Annotated in this window: 12 protein-coding genes and 2 pseudogenes; 6 read left to right on the top strand and 8 right to left on the bottom strand. The window is 70.1% G+C overall.

Annotated features, from left to right (window positions below; genetic code table 11):
* Positions 1-77: 77 nt before the first annotated feature.
* The 3 genes from AB5J49_RS13485 to AB5J49_RS13475 all read right to left on the bottom strand — a co-directional run bounded on the left by AB5J49_RS13485 (position 78) and on the right by AB5J49_RS13475 (position 3,449).
* Entirely contained in the window at positions 78-2,021 is a 1,944-nt protein-coding gene (locus AB5J49_RS13485) for a protease pro-enzyme activation domain-containing protein (RefSeq protein WP_369168859.1), read from the bottom strand.
* Between the two features lie 145 nt (positions 2,022-2,166).
* Positions 2,167-2,790 carry a DUF305 domain-containing protein gene (locus tag AB5J49_RS13480; RefSeq protein ID WP_369168858.1) on the bottom strand — a complete coding sequence of 208 codons (624 nt, stop codon included), beginning with the start codon at positions 2,788-2,790 and terminating at the stop codon, positions 2,167-2,169.
* A complete protein-coding gene (locus AB5J49_RS13475; RefSeq protein WP_369168857.1) occupies positions 2,787-3,449 on the bottom strand; it encodes a DUF3105 domain-containing protein in 663 nt (220 codons plus the stop codon). The genes AB5J49_RS13480 and AB5J49_RS13475 overlap by 4 nt, the downstream gene beginning before the upstream one ends.
* A gap of 186 nt (positions 3,450-3,635) precedes the next feature.
* Here AB5J49_RS13475 and AB5J49_RS13470 point away from each other — a divergent pair, with 186 nt between their 5' ends.
* On the top strand, positions 3,636-4,070 hold the full coding sequence (locus tag AB5J49_RS13470) for an Rrf2 family transcriptional regulator (protein ID WP_369168856.1): 435 nt from the start codon (positions 3,636-3,638) through the stop codon (positions 4,068-4,070).
* A gap of 236 nt (positions 4,071-4,306) precedes the next feature.
* Here the strand turns inward: AB5J49_RS13470 and AB5J49_RS13465 are convergent.
* Positions 4,307-4,551, bottom strand: a pseudogene (locus tag AB5J49_RS13465) (hemin transporter); the annotation flags it as partial.
* 285 nt (positions 4,552-4,836) lie between these two features.
* Between AB5J49_RS13465 and glnA the strand changes: the two are divergent.
* Positions 4,837-6,198 (top strand): type I glutamate--ammonia ligase, encoded by a 1,362-nt coding sequence (glnA, locus tag AB5J49_RS13460; RefSeq protein WP_369168854.1) that lies wholly within the window; start codon positions 4,837-4,839, stop codon positions 6,196-6,198.
* 457 nt (positions 6,199-6,655) lie between these two features.
* On the top strand, positions 6,656-6,886 hold the full coding sequence (locus AB5J49_RS13455; protein ID WP_369168853.1) for a hypothetical protein: 231 nt from the start codon (positions 6,656-6,658) through the stop codon (positions 6,884-6,886).
* 174 nt (positions 6,887-7,060) lie between these two features.
* On the opposite strand, the gene AB5J49_RS13450 is transcribed toward AB5J49_RS13455, so the two are convergent.
* Together AB5J49_RS13450 and AB5J49_RS13445 are read right to left on the bottom strand one after the other, a co-directional pair.
* A complete protein-coding gene (locus AB5J49_RS13450) occupies positions 7,061-7,504 on the bottom strand; it encodes a VOC family protein (RefSeq protein ID WP_369168852.1) in 444 nt (147 codons plus the stop codon).
* A gap of 2 nt (positions 7,505-7,506) precedes the next feature.
* On the bottom strand, positions 7,507-8,028 hold the full coding sequence (locus tag AB5J49_RS13445) for a pyridoxamine 5'-phosphate oxidase family protein (protein WP_369168851.1): 522 nt from the start codon (positions 8,026-8,028) through the stop codon (positions 7,507-7,509).
* 158 nt (positions 8,029-8,186) lie between these two features.
* On the opposite strand from AB5J49_RS13445, the gene AB5J49_RS13440 reads away from it, so the two are divergent.
* A complete protein-coding gene (locus AB5J49_RS13440; protein WP_369168850.1) occupies positions 8,187-11,186 on the top strand; it encodes a bifunctional [glutamine synthetase] adenylyltransferase/[glutamine synthetase]-adenylyl-L-tyrosine phosphorylase in 3,000 nt (999 codons plus the stop codon).
* Between the two features lie 113 nt (positions 11,187-11,299).
* Positions 11,300-12,026 (top strand): annotated as a pseudogene (locus tag AB5J49_RS13435) (amidohydrolase family protein).
* 69 nt (positions 12,027-12,095) lie between these two features.
* On the opposite strand, the gene AB5J49_RS13430 reads toward AB5J49_RS13435, so the two are convergent.
* Both AB5J49_RS13430 and AB5J49_RS13425 read right to left on the bottom strand, forming a co-directional pair.
* On the bottom strand, positions 12,096-12,956 hold the full coding sequence (locus AB5J49_RS13430) for a phosphatase PAP2 family protein (RefSeq protein WP_369168849.1): 861 nt from the start codon (positions 12,954-12,956) through the stop codon (positions 12,096-12,098).
* A gap of 142 nt (positions 12,957-13,098) precedes the next feature.
* Positions 13,099-14,133, bottom strand: a complete 1,035-nt coding sequence (locus tag AB5J49_RS13425; RefSeq protein ID WP_369168848.1) for a LacI family DNA-binding transcriptional regulator — start codon at positions 14,131-14,133, stop codon at positions 13,099-13,101.
* Positions 14,134-14,514: 381 nt separating this feature from the next.
* Here AB5J49_RS13425 and AB5J49_RS13420 point away from each other — a divergent pair, with 381 nt between their 5' ends.
* Positions 14,515-15,786 (top strand): extracellular solute-binding protein, encoded by a 1,272-nt coding sequence (locus AB5J49_RS13420; protein WP_369168846.1) that lies wholly within the window; start codon positions 14,515-14,517, stop codon positions 15,784-15,786.
* Positions 15,787-15,853: the final 67 nt, after the last annotated feature.

Here is a 15,853-nt window from a genome sequence, read left to right as displayed (position 1 = left end):
GCACCAAAGCGCCCCGCCGATCTTCCCCCGTCGGCGGGGCGCCTCTTTGTGCGGCCGGTGTGCGGCCGGGCCGGTGGTCAGCGGCGGCGGTACGACTCCACGTAACCGCTCGCGGGCGTGCCCACGCCCGTCACGTCGTCGTAGCCCTTCACGGCCTGCAGTGAGCTGTCCTTGCCCAGGCTGCGTACCGATGTGGTCAGGCCGTCCGTCGCGTCATAGCCGTTGACGAAGTCGACGCGTGCCACCGCGAGCCCGGATCCCGTCGGGTTGTCCGTGACGTCGTGGTAGGCCTTCGAGCCGTACCGCGCGTAGATCGACGGGTTGGCGAAACCGATCGGCTTCCCGCCGCGCGCCTCCTGCGCCAGGGCCTGGACGGCCGCGATCACCGGCGCGGCGAGCGAGGTGCCGCCGAGGCGGTACTCGTCGTAGGCCTGCGTCTTTCCGTCCGGCATGGTCTGCGTCTGGCCCACCAGGAACCCGGTGTTCGGGTCGGCGATCGCCGCGATGTCCGGGACGACGCGGTTGCCGGCGGCGTTGTTGGCCTTGGCCAGCGCGTCCGGCACGACACCCTTCTGCCAGTACGGCTCGGCAACCGTCTTGCTGGTGCCGCCGCCCGCGCCGGAGTTGAAGGCGCCGGGGAAGGCGGTCCAGCTCTTGCCGTCGGCGGACAGGACCGCCTTCTGCGTGCCCCAGCCGGTCTCCCACAGGTACTTGTCGCCCTTGCCGACCGCCAGCGAGGTGCCGCCGACCGCCGTCACCCACGCCGAACTCGCCGGGATGTCGACCTGCTTGGTGCCGCTGCTCGCGACCTCGTCGCCGTCGTCGCCGGAGGAGTAGTAGAAGCCGATGCCCTCGACCGCGCCGAACTGGAAGACCTGGTCGTAGGCGGCCGCGAGGTCCGGCGTCTGGGCGGCCTCCACCTCGCCCCAGGAGTTGGAGACGAGGTCGGCGAGATGGTTGTCGACGATCTTGCTGAGCGAGTCCAGCAGGTCCTCGTCGTAGCAGGAGGCGGCGCCCACGTACGTGATCTGCGCGCCGGGCGCGACCGCGTGCACGGCCTCGACGTCGAGGGTCTCCTCGCCGTACCAGCCGGCCGCCGAGCACTCCTCGGTCCGCGTGTACTTCGCGGGCAGGACCTGGCGCAACTGGCCGCTGGTGTAGGCCGCGTCGCCGTTCCGCTTCGCGTAGGTGGCCGCGTCGAAGGCGATGGTCGGGGAGGCGTACGCGTCGGTGATGGCGATGCGCACGCCCTTGCCGGTGCGCGTGCCGGCGCCGTACGCCGCACGCAGCTGCTTGCCGGTGTAGCCCTTGACGGCGTACGGGATCTTCGTGCCGTACGCGTCGGGCAGTGCGCTCGCCACGTTCGAGCCGTGGTACGTCGAGAACGGCCCGGCGTTGCGGAACACGGTCTCCGGCGCCGGGAGCTGGTCCTGATGGCTCGCCATGTGCGGGGCGTTGTCCAGACCCGTGACGGTCAGCACGGCGTCCTTCACGCTGTCCGGCACCGAGGCGGCCTTCGTGGGTGCGCGGTAGGTCCTCGCGCCCTTGGTGTAGTTGTGCAGCTGCGTGCCGAACGCCTTCTCCGCGGCGGCCACATCGCCGGTGACGGCGACGTAGTGCTGCGTGACGCCCGTGACCTTCAGGCCCGCCGACGTCAACCAGCCCTTGACCGCCGCCACTTGGGCCTTCGTCGCGCCGAAGCGGGCCTGGGCCTGGTCGGCGGTCAGGTACTTGCCGTACGACGCCGAGCTCGGGTCCGACACGGCCTTCGCCCATGCGGCGAGACCGGCCGCGTCCCGGCCCCGGAGGTAGACGCGGGCGGAGACCTTGGCACTGTCCGAGGCCGAGCCCTGGTCGGCCTTGGCCGTGGCCCAGGCGGGCTTGGTGCCGGAGAGCGTGTCCCGGCCCTGCTGGTCCGCGGCGTGCGCCGCGGGTATGCCCAGCGCAAGCGCGCCGGTGAGCAGAGGCAGTGTCGCCGCCATGCTCACCGAGGCGCGCAGCGAGGCGCGTCGATATCTCATGGAACCCCCTGTGCGGTTCGTGTGTGCGAGTGGATCACCCGACGGTGGCCACTTAAGCGACGAACCGTTCATGCCAGGTCAATGCCCGGCCCAAGAAGGTCCCAACTAACCTAATGACAAAACCATTTCACGAGCAGTCCGGGCGCTACGACCGCGGCTTCGCGCCCCGCTCCTTCAGCATGCCCGTCATCAGGTCGATCTCCGACTTCTGCCCGTCCACCATGCCCTGCGCGAGCCGCTTCTCCACGCCGACCGTGCACTTGTCGACACAGCCCTCGGCCATGTGGATGCCGCCCTTGTGATGGTCCGTCATCAGCTGGAGGTAGAAGATCTCCGCCTGCCTGCCGCTGAGGCCGTCGAGCTTCTTCATCTCCGTGTTGGTCGCCATGCCCGGCATCAGCGCGCCGTCCTTGCCGGAGGCCATGTCGCCCATGCCCATCCAGGTCATCGGCGCGTCCGACGACACCTTCGGCGCCCCCCACAGGTCCAGCCAGCCCAGCAGCATGCCGCGCTGGTTGGCCTGTGTCTGGGCGATGTCGTACGCGAGCCGCCGTACCTCTTCGTCCTTCGTGCGGTCGCGCACGATGTACGACATCTCCACGGCCTGCTGGTGGTGCACCGCCATGTCCCGCGCGAACCCGGCGTCCGCCGAGTCGGCGCTCGGCGTACTGCTCGCACCACCGTCCTCGGCGACCGCGTAGGTGATCGCGCCGGCCGCGACGAGCACTGCCGCCGCGGTTCCCGCTGTCCAGCCGACGTGCTGCCTCACTCCGACAGACCGCCCGTGCACGCCGCGCCCGGCTCGGGCGTCTGCTTGCCCTGGACGTACGTCTCGAAGAACTTGGCGACGTTCGGGTCGCTCGCGCCGGTCACCGTGCGCTGGTGGCCCCACGCGGTGAGCATGATCGGGTCCTTCTGCTTGTCGTCCGGGCTCATCAGCGTGTACGGCGTCTTCTTCACCTTCGCCGCCAGCGCCTCGACGTCGGCCTTGGACGCCTTGGAGGTGTACGTCACCCACACCGCGCCGTGCTCCAGCGAGTGCACCGCGTGCTCGTTCTTGAGCTCCTTGGTGTAGACGTCGCCGTTGCAGTTCATCCACACCTGGTTGTGGTCGCCGCCGACCGGGGGCTCCGAGGAGTACTTCACGCTCTTGGCGACGTGGGTGCGGCCCAGCTTCCCTTCCCAGGTCCGCACGCCGTCCTTGCCGGTCACGAACTTGCCGGTGGTGCTGGAGTCGGCCGCCGCGTCGCTCTTGTCGGACTGCGACCGGACGAGCACGACACCGCCGACGACGAGACCGGCGACGATCACCACGCTGGCCCCGATCGTGAGGATGCGGTTGCGCCGCTCACGGGCCTGCTCGGCGCGCCGCATCTCCTCTATTCGCGCCTTGCGCGAGGCGTTGCTCTGGTTCTTGGCGGAGCCCATGAGGTGTGGTCCTTCTGGGGAAAGGGACGGTCGGGTCCGCTGATCGTAATGGGGAAGGTGTGCCCTCTCGTAGAGAGGGCACGGGAAAGTCCGGATCGGGACTACCTGTCCGACCGGCCGACAGCCGACGGGGAAGGTGCGCCGGATATTTTGAACCGGGGATGCGCATTATCTACGCTGCCTCACATGCGGCTGTTGCGCTCCACCGACCTGGCACTGCGCCTCCTCATGCGGCTCGCCGTCCTGGGGGAGGCCACGCCGACGACCCGCGAGGTCGCGGCGGACATGGAGGTGCCGTACACGCACGCCGCCAAGGTCGTCGCCGAGTTGCAGCACATGGGCCTGGTGGACGCCCGCCGGGGCCGCGGCGGCGGGCTCACGCTCAGCGAGAGGGGTCGTACCGCGTCGGTCGGCTCGGTCGTGCGGGCCTTCGAGGGGGACGGCGACGTCGTCGAGTGTGAGGGCGACAACCCCTGCCCGCTGCACTCCGGGTGCCTGCTGCGCGGCGCGCTGCGGCGGGCCCAGGAGGCCTTCTTCGCCTCGCTGGACCCGCTGACGGTGGCCGACGTGACCGCGGACCCGACGGGGCCGCTGCTGCTGGAGATCTCCAGAAAGTTTTAGCCCCGGGCCACTTGAGCCCGGGGCTGCCTTGATTCGGCTACGCGGTTCTGAGCCGACCGCTGTGGACGGGCCCGAACACCTCGTATTGACCTCCTCCCCCCGCTGAATGCGGGAGGATTCCAGCCCTGCGGGCTGAGGTTCACGGACGCTCGACCGATTGAGCGGCGTCGTCCCCCCGGCAGGTCCTGCTGCGACACCCTCTTAACAGAGGGTAACCGTACGATATCACGGAGTGTTAGGGCGTGCTCGACGGGGAAGCGGTCGCCGTGCACGACGATCACCCGGCCCTCGTGCCCGGTGTCCGCGAGCTGCCCCAGCATGGCGACCATCGGGGTCACGCCGATGCCGGCGGAGGCGAGGAGCAGCGGGGCGTCGGTGCCGGCGTGACGAGGTCGCCGTACGGCGCCGACAGGCGCAGCCGGTCGCCGACGTGCACGCGCGCGTGGAGGTGTTTCGAGACCTCACCGTCGGGAGACCGCCCGCCACCATTAAAACTTGCATCCAAGATGCAAATTAAAGTGGGGTGGGTCCTGTGGGGCCGGGCATTACGGATGTCGGTCCGAGCAGGCAAGATGGGCAGCAGAGCAGTTCACCGGCTCCATGGCGGGGCACCCGTCGTATGCCGGGCGTTCGACCCGAGGTCGCTTCGGCGATCAAGGTGCGCAACGCGCCTGAAATGGTGTTGTGGTGTGATGCTCAGGTGCCCGACCGCCTCCTGCGGTACCGGAGACAGGCGGCCTGACCAGCAAGGATGGGGAAGCGGAAGATGGACAAGCAGCAGGAGTTCGTGCTCCGGACGTTGGAGGAGCGCGACATCCGGTTCGTACGGCTGTGGTTCACGGACGTGCTGGGCTTCCTCAAGTCCGTGGCCGTGGCCCCGGCCGAGCTGGAGCAGGCCTTCGACGAGGGCATCGGCTTCGACGGCTCGGCTATCGAGGGATTCGCCCGCGTATACGAGTCCGACATGATCGCCAAGCCGGACCCGTCGACCTTCCAGGTCCTGCCCTGGCGCGCCGAGGCCCCCGGCACGGCCCGCATGTTCTGCGACATCCTCATGCCGGACGGCTCCCCGTCCTTCGCGGACCCGCGGTACGTGCTGAAGCGGGCCCTGGCCCGCACCTCCGACCTGGGCTTCACGTTCTACACGCACCCCGAGATCGAGTTCTTCCTGCTGAAGGACCGCCCGCTGGACGGCTCGCGCCCGACGCCCGCCGACAACTCCGGCTACTTCGACCACACCCCGCAGAACATCGGCATGGACTTCCGCCGCCAGGCGATCACCATGCTGGAGTCGATGGGCATCTCGGTCGAGTTCTCCCACCACGAGGGTGCGCCGGGCCAGCAGGAGATCGACCTGCGCTACGCCGACGCGCTGTCCACGGCGGACAACATCATGACGTTCCGCCTGGTCATGAAGCAGGTGGCGCTGGAGCAGGGCGTCCAGGCGACGTTCATGCCGAAGCCGTTCTCCGAGCACCCCGGCTCGGGCATGCACACGCACCTCTCGCTCTTCGAGGGCGACCGCAACGCGTTCTACGAGTCCGGCTCGGAGTACCAGCTCTCCAAGGTCGGCCGCTCCTTCATCGCGGGCCTTCTCCGCCACGCGGCGGAGATCTCGGCGGTCACCAACCAGTGGGTGAACTCCTACAAGCGCATCTGGGGCGGCTCCGAGCGCACCGCGGGCGCCGGCGGCGAGGCCCCGTCGTACATCTGCTGGGGCCACAACAACCGCTCGGCCCTGGTCCGCGTCCCGATGTACAAGCCCGGCAAGACGGGTTCGGCACGGGTCGAGGTCCGCTCCCTGGACTCCGGCGCGAACCCCTACCTGGCGTACGCCCTCCTGCTGGCCGCCGGCCTCAAGGGCATCGAGCAGGGCTACGAGCTGCCGCCGGGCGCCGAGGACGACGTGTGGGCGCTGTCCAACGCCGAGCGCCGCGCGATGGGCATCGAGCCCCTCCCGCAGAACCTCGGCGAGGCGCTGACCCTCATGGAGAACAGCGACCTGGTCGCCGAGACGCTGGGTGAGCACGTCTTCGACTTCTTCCTGCGCAACAAGCGCCAGGAGTGGGAGGAGTACCGCTCCGAGGTGACCGCGTTCGAGCTGCGGAAGAACCTGCCGGTTCTTTAGTCGCGGGTCGGCCGGGCTCGGCGTAACTCACTGGGAACGCCACGCGCACGCGGGGGGCGACGGTTCACTGACCGTCGCCCCCCGCCGTTGTCCGAAGAACACTCATCGCCGATGGTGGTCCCGGGGCCGAGGGGGACCGGGGTCGCAGCAGCCGGACAGATGCGATGCGGGTCGGGCGGGCGCCGCCGATCGCGGCAGGTCGCCGGCCACGTGGTGAGATGCGGGGCTCATCGGGCGGGATCCAGGAGAGGTTCGTCCTGTCGCGCGTCAACGCAGGTCAACGTGGCCAATGTGCGCGCCGCGCAGGCGAAGTGACCTACAGTGAGCGGATTTTATCAGTAATTGTCCTACTTGTCTTGACATGTCCGAATGCCTGCGAGAAACGTGGGAGGAGTACACGCGACAGTCCGGAACGCTCTGCCGCATACCGAGGATCAGGACTGGAGGCCGAGCGGAAATGGCGAGCAGACTCACAAGGAAGCGGCTCTCGGCCGCAGTTGCTGCAGTTGCCGCGGCGTTCGCGCTGGGCATCGGCGGCGCAGGTATCGCCGACGCCGCGATCACCCCGCGGTGCACCAACGGCGGCGGCCAGCAGCCCAACGGTCAGCAACCGACCTGCACGGGCCAGGGCCTTGACGATGAGAGCGTCAACCCGGCGGGCCACCTCCCGGGCGGGCACAACAAGTGACACAGCCTCAGCACCTGGGGTCCTGGGTCAATTCCTCCTGACACGCTCATTGGGTGACGCACGCCCATCGCGTGGGTCACCCAATGGCCACGGCCACGTAGCGGCATGCCACGTAACGGCATGCCGAATAACGGCATCTACGGCTGCCCCGGCCGATCGTGCCGACCGGACCTGCTACTCCCCGGCCAGCTCCGCCAACAGTGTGTGCAGGGGCTTCGTGGCCCGCTGCCGGTATTCCTGGATCGACCACCCGTTGCCGTCCGGGTCCGTGAAGTACATGAACGTCGCGCCGTCGTCGGGGGAGTACTGGACCGGCTCCGACACCTCCAGCCCTCGCTCCACCAGCTCCGCATGGGCCGCCTTGATGTCGGCGACGCAGAGCTGGAGGCCCTGGTAGGAGCCGGGCTCGGGCGTGGTGGCGCCCTTGGTCAGTTCCCAGATGCTGTCGCCGAGCGCGATCGAACAGCCCGAGCCCGGCGGCGTGAGCTGGACGATGCGCATGCCGGGCATCACTTCCTGGTCGATGTCGACGTGGAAGCCGACCTTGTCCCGGTAGAAGTCGCGGGCCCGGTCGATGTCGCTCACGGGCAGCGGGATCACTTCGAGCGTGAAGTCCATCGCTAGTCCTCCAAGGTGAATCGCCAACGGGTCTGGCTGAACGGCTCACCCTTACCGAAGCCGAAAACCGTGCCCGGCGCCACCGAGTAGACGTTTGCGTGTCCCGCACCGTGCCGGAAAGCGCCGTCGGCGACGTCGAAGTGCCAGAAGCTGCCGTACTTCGCCTCCCAGGCGGCGGCCAGTTCGCGCAGCCGGGCGTCGTCGGTGATCCGCACCGCCTCGCCCTCGACCACCACGTCGTAGCCCTTGTCCCAGGTGTTCGTGCCGGTCGTCAGGACGAGGTTCGGGTTCTCCGCCAGGTTCCTCGCCTTGCGCTCCTCCGGTCCCGTGCAGAAGTGCAGCGCGCCCTGCGACCACACCGCCGGCAGCGGGGTCACGTGCGGGCGCCCGTCCGGTCGTACCGTCGAGATCCAGAACAGTTCGGCCTCGGCCAGCAGCTTCTCGGCCTCGGCCCACGGGATGGCCGTGGCCGCCTCGTCGCTGTAACGCGCATCCAGCCGGGTCTGCGGTTGCTTGTCGGTCATCGGGGGCCCTCCGGGCATGTCGCTCGAATGTCACTCGACCATGCTGACCGCGCACGCCGTCGGAACTCATCGGCGCCACTCCCAGGTACTCCGGTTAGGCTCGACCGCGTACGACCTTGATCGGGCGCGTGGGGCCCCGATCGGACGGGAGGCCGAGCATGACGGCGCCGGGGCGCAGGAGCAGTACCTTCAGCCGGCTGCTGCGGCACGGATTCACCGACCCCTCGGCCGCCGAGCGGCTCCTGGACAGCGCCGAGGTCGCGCCGATCAGGGACGACCCGGTGCTCCTTGAGGCCCTGGGCGCCACCGCCGACCCGGACCTCGCCCTGCACGGTCTCGTACGGCTGCTCGAAGCACAGCCCGACCCCGCCGCCCAGCGGGAACTGGTTGACACGGTGATAGCGGCCAAGCCCCTGCGCGACCGGCTGCTCGGTGTGCTCGGCGCCTCCGCCGCGCTCGCCGACCACCTCGCCAGGCACTCCGGCGACTGGCAGGCGCTCGTCATGTACGAGCCGCGGGACCTGCACCCGGAGGTGGAGGAGTTCGAGCGCGGCCTCGCCGAGGCCACCGACCCGGTGTCGCTGCGCGTCGCCTACCGACGCTGCCTGCTGTCCATCGCCGCCCGTGACGTGTGCGGCACCACCGACGTGGCCCAGACCGCCGCCGAACTCGCCGACCTCGCCACCGCGACCCTGCGCGCGGCCCTCGCCATCGCCCGCAGCGCCGCCCCGGAGGACGCCGCGCAGTGCCGGCTCGCGGTGATCGCGATGGGCAAGTGCGGGGGCCACGAGCTGAACTACGTCTCCGACGTCGACGTGATCTTCGTGGGCGAGTCCGTCGACGGCGCCGACGAGGGCAAGGCGCTGCGGTCCGCCACCAAGCTCGCCTCGCACATGATGCGGATCTGCTCCGAGACGACCGTCGAGGGCTCGATCTGGCCCGTGGACGCCAATCTGCGCCCCGAGGGCAGGAACGGCCCCCTGGTGCGCACGCTCAGCAGCCACCTCGCCTACTACCAGCGCTGGGCCAAGACCTGGGAGTTCCAGGCGCTGCTCAAGGCCCACCCGGTGGCGGGCGACATCGAGCTGGGCGAGGAGTACGTCGCCGCGCTGGAGCCCCTGGTCTGGAAGGCCGCCGAGCGGGAGAACTTCGTCGTCGACGTGCAGAAGATGCGCCGCCGGGTCGTCGAGAACATCCCGGTGGCCGAGCTGGACCGCCAGCTCAAGCTCGGCCCGGGAGGCCTGCGCGACGTCGAATTCGCCGTGCAGCTGCTGCAGTTGGTGCACGGCCGGGACGACACCTCCCTGCGCAGCGGCACCACCCTGGACGCCCTGCGCGCGCTCGCCGCCGGCGGCTACGTCGGCCGCGCGGACGCCGCGCAGCTGGACGCCGCCTATCGCTTCCTGCGCTCCATGGAGCACCGCATCCAGCTCTACCGGCTGCGCCGGACGCACCTGGTACCCGAGGACGACGCCGACCTGCGGCGCATCGGCCGCTCCCTCGGCCTGCGCGCCGACCCGGTCGCCGAGCTGAACCGCGAATGGAAACGGCACGCGAGCGCCGTACGACGACTGCACGAGAAGCTCTTCTACCGCCCGCTGCTCGACGCGGTCGCCCAACTCGCCCCCGGCGAGGCTCGGTTGAGTGCCGAGGCGGCGCGGGAGCGGATGGTCGCCCTCGGGTACGCCGATCCCGCCTCCGCGTTGCGTCACCTGGAGGCGCTGGCCTCCGGCGTCACCCGCAAGGCGGCGATCCAACGCACCCTGCTGCCGGTCCTGTTGGGCTGGTTCGCGGAATCGGCGGACCCGGACGCCGGTCTGCTGAACTTCCGCAAGGTGTCGGACGCGCTCGGCAAGACCCCTTGGTACCTACGGCTGTTGCGGGACGAGGGCGCCGCCGCCGAGAACCTCGCCCGCGTCCTGTCGGCGGGCCGCCTCGCCCCCGACCTGCTGATGCGGGCCCCGGAGGCGGTGGCGCTGCTCGGTGACGGCGACGGCGGCACCGGTCTCGAACCGCGCTCGCGCAGCCACCTGGAGCAGGAGATCCTCGCCGGGGTGGGCCGCGCGGCCGGTGCCGTACAGGGGGTCACGGCGGCACGCGGTGTGCGGCGCCGCGAGCTGTTCCGTACGGCCGCCGCCGACATCGTCGACTCCTACGGCACCGAGACGAAGCCGGCCGAGGCCGACCAGGGCGCCCTCGTCGACCGCGTCGGCGCGGCGGTGTCGGACCTGACGGCGGCGACCCTCGCGGGCACGCTCCGGGCCGTCGTCCGCGAGGGCTGGGGCGACACCCTGCCCACCCGTTTCGCGATCATCGGCATGGGCCGCTTCGGCGGGCACGAACTGGGCTACGGCAGTGACGCGGACGTCCTGTTCGTGCACGAGCCGCGCGAGGGCGTGGAGGAGCAGGAGGCCGCGCAGGCCGCGAACCGGGTGGTCGCGGAGATGCGCCGGCTGCTGCAGATCCCGAGCTCGGATCCGCCCCTGCTGATCGACGCCGACCTGCGTCCGGAGGGCAAGTCGGGTCCGCTGGTGCGCACCCTGAACTCCTACGAGGCGTATTACCGCCGCTGGTCCCTGGTCTGGGAGTCGCAGGCGCTGCTGCGGGCCGAGGCGGTGGCCGGGGACGAGGATCTGGGGCGCCGTTTCATCGACCTGATCGCCCCCCTGCGCTACCCCGCGGAGGGGCTCGGCGAGGACGCCGTGCGCGAGATCCGGCGGCTGAAGGCCCGCATGGAGTCCGAGCGCATGCCGCGCGGCGCCGACCCCAAGCTGCACACCAAACTCGGTCCCGGCGGGCTCTCCGACGTCGAGTGGACCGTCCAGCTCCTCCAGCTCCAGCACGGCTGGGCCGAGCCGGGCCTGCGGACGACACGGACGCGGGAGGCCCTCGCCGCCGCGTGTGCGGCCGGGCTCATCCCGGCCGAGGAGGCGGCGACCCTGGACGAGGCTTGGGTACTGGCGACGCGGGTGCGCAACGCCGTGATGCTCGTGCGCGGTCGGGCCGGAGACACCTTCCCGTCGGACCCCCGGGAACTGGCGGCGGTGGGGCGCTACCTGGGGTGCGAGCCCGGCCATGTGGGCGACATGCTCGACGCGTACCGGCGTACGGCGCGGCGGGCGCGGGCTGTGGTGGAGGAGCTGTTCTACGGGGCGTGAGCGCTGAGCGTGGCGCCCCCCCCCCGGGCCCCCGCGGGGCCGGCCTGGACGAGCTGGTGGCGGCACAGTCCCAGGGCGGCCCGCACTGGCGGGTCGGCGGGGTCAAGTTCTTCATGGACGGGACCGTGGAAGGCGGAACCGCATGGCTGGAGCACGCGGACTGCCACGGCCAGGGGACGGAGGCGTTCTGGCCCGATCCCCAGGCGTACGCCGCCGCCGTACGGCAGCTGCACGCGGCCGGGGTGCGCACGGCCACGCACGCCATCGGGGACGCGGCGGTGCGGCACGTCCTGGACGTCGCCCCAGGGCCTCGGCCCCGGGGCGCGCGGCAGGCACCGCATCGAGCACATCGAGACCGCGCCGGACGATCTGCTGCCCCGGTTCGCCCGCCTCGGGGTGGCCGCCTCCCCGCAGCCGCCGCACACCGCGTACACCCGGGCCGACGGCACGGACGAGTGGTCCCGCAGGCTGGGCAGCGGACAGGCCGGGCACGCCTGGCGGCTGCGGGACCTGAGGGACGCGGGCGCCGTCGTGGCGCTGGGCTCGGACTGGCCGATCGCGCACTACGACGTACGGGCGGTGCTGGCGACCGCCCGTAGGCCGCGTGGGGCGGCGTCGGACCCGGCCGGGCTGACCGGGATGGAGGCGCTGGAGGGGTGTACCACGCACGCGGCGCTGGCGGCGGGGGAGGCCGACACCGCGGGCCGTGTCGCCCCTGGGCACCGGGCCGACCTGACCGCACTGGGCCTGGACCCGGTGGCGGCACCGGCGGACGAGCTGGCCGAGGCGCCGGTGCGGCTGACGGTGACCGGCGGCCACGTCGTGCACCGGGGGGAGTGATTCTGGCGAGCCGACCGTGGCGAGCCGACCGTGGCGAGCTGTCCGTAGCGGGCCGGCCGAGCTGGCCGGCTAGCTCTTGGCCGGCAGCGACCGCCCGTCCGTTCCACGGGCGGGCACCAGCTTCGGCAGGGCGTACGGCAACGCTCCGTACCAGAGCCGCGCCACCGTGAAGCCGAACGCCAGGCAGAGCAGGCCGCCCACCGCGTCCAGCCAGAAGTGGTTGGCCGTCGCGACGATCACCAGCAGGGTTGCCGCAGGATAGAGGACGCCCAGGACGCGTACCCAGGGAATCCTCGCCAGGGCGAAGATCGTCAGACCGGACCAGACGGACCAGCCGATGTGCATCGACGGCATCGCGGCGTACTGGTTCGACATGTTCTTCAGGTCGCCCGAGGCCATCGAACCCCAGGTGTCGTGGACCATCACCGTGTCGATGAAGCCGCCGTGGGTCATCAGCCGTGGGGGAGCGAGCGGATACAGGTAGTAGCCGACCAGGGCCACACCTGTGGTCACGAACAGGACCAGGCGGGTCGCCGCGTAGCGGCCGGGGTGGCTGCGGTACAGCCAGACCAGGACGGCCAGGGTGACGATGAAATGCAGCGTGGCGTAGTAGTAGTTCATGCCGACGATGAGCCAAGTCACCGAGTTCACGGTGTGGTTGATCGACTCCTCGACGGCGATGCCGAGGTGGTGCTCCAGCTTCCAGAGCCAGTCGGCGTTGCTGAGCGCCTCGGCCCTCTGTTCCGGTACCGCGTTGCGGATCAGTGAGTACGTCCAGTAACTCACCGCGATCAGCAGGATCTCGAACCAGAGGCGGGGGCGGCGTGGGGTGCGTACGCGGCGCAGGGGGTCCCGCCCCGTCTCGTCCGCGACGGGGTGCGGAACGGCCGCTTCCCGGCCTTCCAGTGTCGTCACGGTGGTTTCACCCATAGGCACAGAGTCTGCCAGAAAAGACTTCCCCGACCGATCATCCTCCGGTTGGGTTCAGAATGCACGTCCTACGGCGGTCGGACCGTGCCGGTCTCCTACCGGCGCAGGGCCGGATGCGGGGATTCTCGGCCCTGCGGACGACTCAGGGATGATTCCTGTTCCCTGGTGCCGAAGCCGTCGAACCGCGCACCACCAGCTCCGGCATGAACACGAACTCGCTGTGGGGCGCCGGAGTCCCGCCGATCTCCTCCAGCAGCGTGCGTACCGCGGCCTGGCCCATCGCCGGGACCGGCTTGCGGACGGTGGTGAGGGGCGGGTCGGTGAAGGCGATCAGCGGGGAGTCGTCGAAGCCGACCACCGAGACGTCCTTCGGGACTTCCAGACCGCGCTGCCGGGCCGCCCGTATCGCGCCGAGCGCCATCATGTCGCTGGCGCAGACGACCGCGGTGCAGTCGCGGTCGATGAGGGACGTGGCGGCGGCCTGGCCGCCCTCCAGGGTGTACAGGGAGTGCTGGATCAGTTCTGTCTCTATGACGTTCGCCGGCAGGCTGAGCTGGTCCTGCATCGTGCGGACGAAGCCCTCGATCTTGCGCTGGACCGGAACGAAGCGCTTGGGGCCGAGCGCGAGGCCGATGCGGGTGTGGCCCAGGGAGACCAGGTGCGTGACCGACAGGCTCATCGCGGCGCGGTCGTCGGGGGAGATGAAGGGTGCCTGGACCTTGGGGGAGAAGCCGTCGACCAGGACGAAGGGGACGCCCTGGGCGCGCAGGCGCTCGTAGCGCTGCATATCGGCGGTGGTGTCCGCGTGCAGCCCTGAGACGTAGATGATGCCCGCGACCCCGCGGTCGACGAGCATCTCCGTGAGCTCGTCCTCGGTCGAGCCGCCGGGGGTCTGGGTGGCCAGTACGGGGGTGTAGCCCTGCCTGGTCAGTGCCTGGCCGATGACCTGCGCCAGCGCCGGGAATATCGGGTTCTCCAGCTCCGGGGTGATCAGGCCCACCAGGCCCTCGCTCCGTTGCCGCAACCGCACCGGGCGCTCATAGCCGAGCACGTCGAGTGCGGCCAGCACGGACTGGCGGGTGGTGGCGGCGACGCCCGGCTTGCCGTTGAGGACTCGGCTGACGGTCGCTTCGCTCACCCCCGCCTGAGCAGCGATGTCGGCAAGCCGTGTGGTCACGGGACTGGACTGTACCGGCCGCATGTCGCCTTGCACACCAATCGGACGCCGCGGGCGACCTGTTGATCGGCCCGGTCCGGGTTGCTGCGTCATCGCGCTCCCTCGTGAAAGTGATGGCAAGAGCTTGCAGAGTCTTGCACAACCGGCCCCACTAGCGCTTCACCCGTGTAAACAACCGTCTCACCCCGGTCGCTGAGAGGTCACACACGGATAACTTCGAAGGTGTCTTGCACTTTTTTTCTGCAAGGTCTTTCGTAAGTCTTTCAGCGCTGTTACGTTCACGTCGCCCGGCGGCCGCAACGGCGCAGTCGGCAAGACAGCAGGGACAGGCAGACGGGGCCGTCCTTGCATCACACGGGCTTTCACCCTCAAGGAGAACTCATGCGGCGTGGCATAGCGGCCACCGCGCTGGTGGCGTCCCTCGCTCTCGCGGCGACGGCTTGCAACGGCGGGGACGACAGCGGCAGCGACTCGAGCGGGCCGGTCACCATCACCTGGTGGGACACCTCCAACGCCACCAACGAGGCGCCGACGTACCAGGCCTTGGTCAAGGAGTTCGAGGCCGCCAACAAGGACGTCAAGGTCAAGTACGTCAACGTCCCCTTCGACCAGGCGCAGAACAAGTTCGACACCGCCGCCGGTTCCAAGGGCGCCCCGGACGTCCTGCGCTCCGAGGTCGGCTGGACCCCCGCCTTCGCCAAGAAGGGCTTCTTCCTGCCGCTGGACGGCACCGACGCCCTCACCGACCAGGCCAAGTTCAAGTCCAACCTCGTCGAGCAGGCCAAGTACGAGGGCAAGACGTACGGCGTCCCGTTCACCACGGACACCCTCGCCTTCGTCTACAACAAGGACCTGTTCAAGAAGGCCGGCGTCGAGGCCCCCAAGACCTGGGACGACCTGAAGAAGGCCGCCGCCGCGATCAAGGGCAAGACCGGCGTCGACGGCTACTGGGGCTCCACCCAGGCCTACTACGCCCAGACGTTCCTCTACGGCGAGGGCACCGACACCGTCGACGCCGACGCCAAGAAGATCACCGTCAACTCGGCCGCCGCCAAGAAGGGCTACGGCACCTGGCTGAGCCTCTTCGACGGCAGGGGCCTGCACAAGGCCGACACCACCGCCGACGCCTACGCCCACATCCAGGAGGCGTTCGTCAACGGCAAGGTCGCCGCGATCATGCAGGGCCCGTGGGAGATCACCAACTTCTACAAGGGCTCGGCGTTCAAGGACAAGAACAACCTCGGCATCGCCACCGTCCCGGCCGGCTCCTCCGGCAAGGCCGGCGCCCCGACCGGCGGCCACAACCTCTCCGTGTACGCCGGCTCCGACGAGGCGCACCAGAAGGCCGCGCTGAAGTTCGTGAACTTCATGACGTCGGCGAAGGCCCAGGAGACCATCGCCCTGAAGAACAACACGCTGCCGACCCGCGACGACGCCTACACCGCCGAGGTCAAGGCCGACCCGGGCATCGCCGGCTACCAGGGCGTCCTCTCCGCCGCCCAGCCGCGCCCGGCCCTGCCCGAGTACAGCTCGCTGTGGGTGCCGCTCGACACCGAGCTGCTCAAGGTCGCCGGGGGCAAGGAGTCCCTCGACAAGGGCCTGAGCACCGCGGAGACCGAGATCACCAAGCTGGTCCCGGACTTCAGCAAGTGACCCCGAGTGGCCGTCGGATCCTCCTGATCATGGGGGGAAGGATCCGGCGGCCACCGGCTGTGCGCCG

The sequence above is a fragment of the Streptomyces sp. R28 genome (assembly GCF_041052385.1).
In the GTDB taxonomy this organism is placed as follows: Bacteria; Actinomycetota; Actinomycetes; order Streptomycetales; family Streptomycetaceae; genus Streptomyces.
This window is presented reverse-complemented; position numbering and strand designations above follow the sequence as displayed.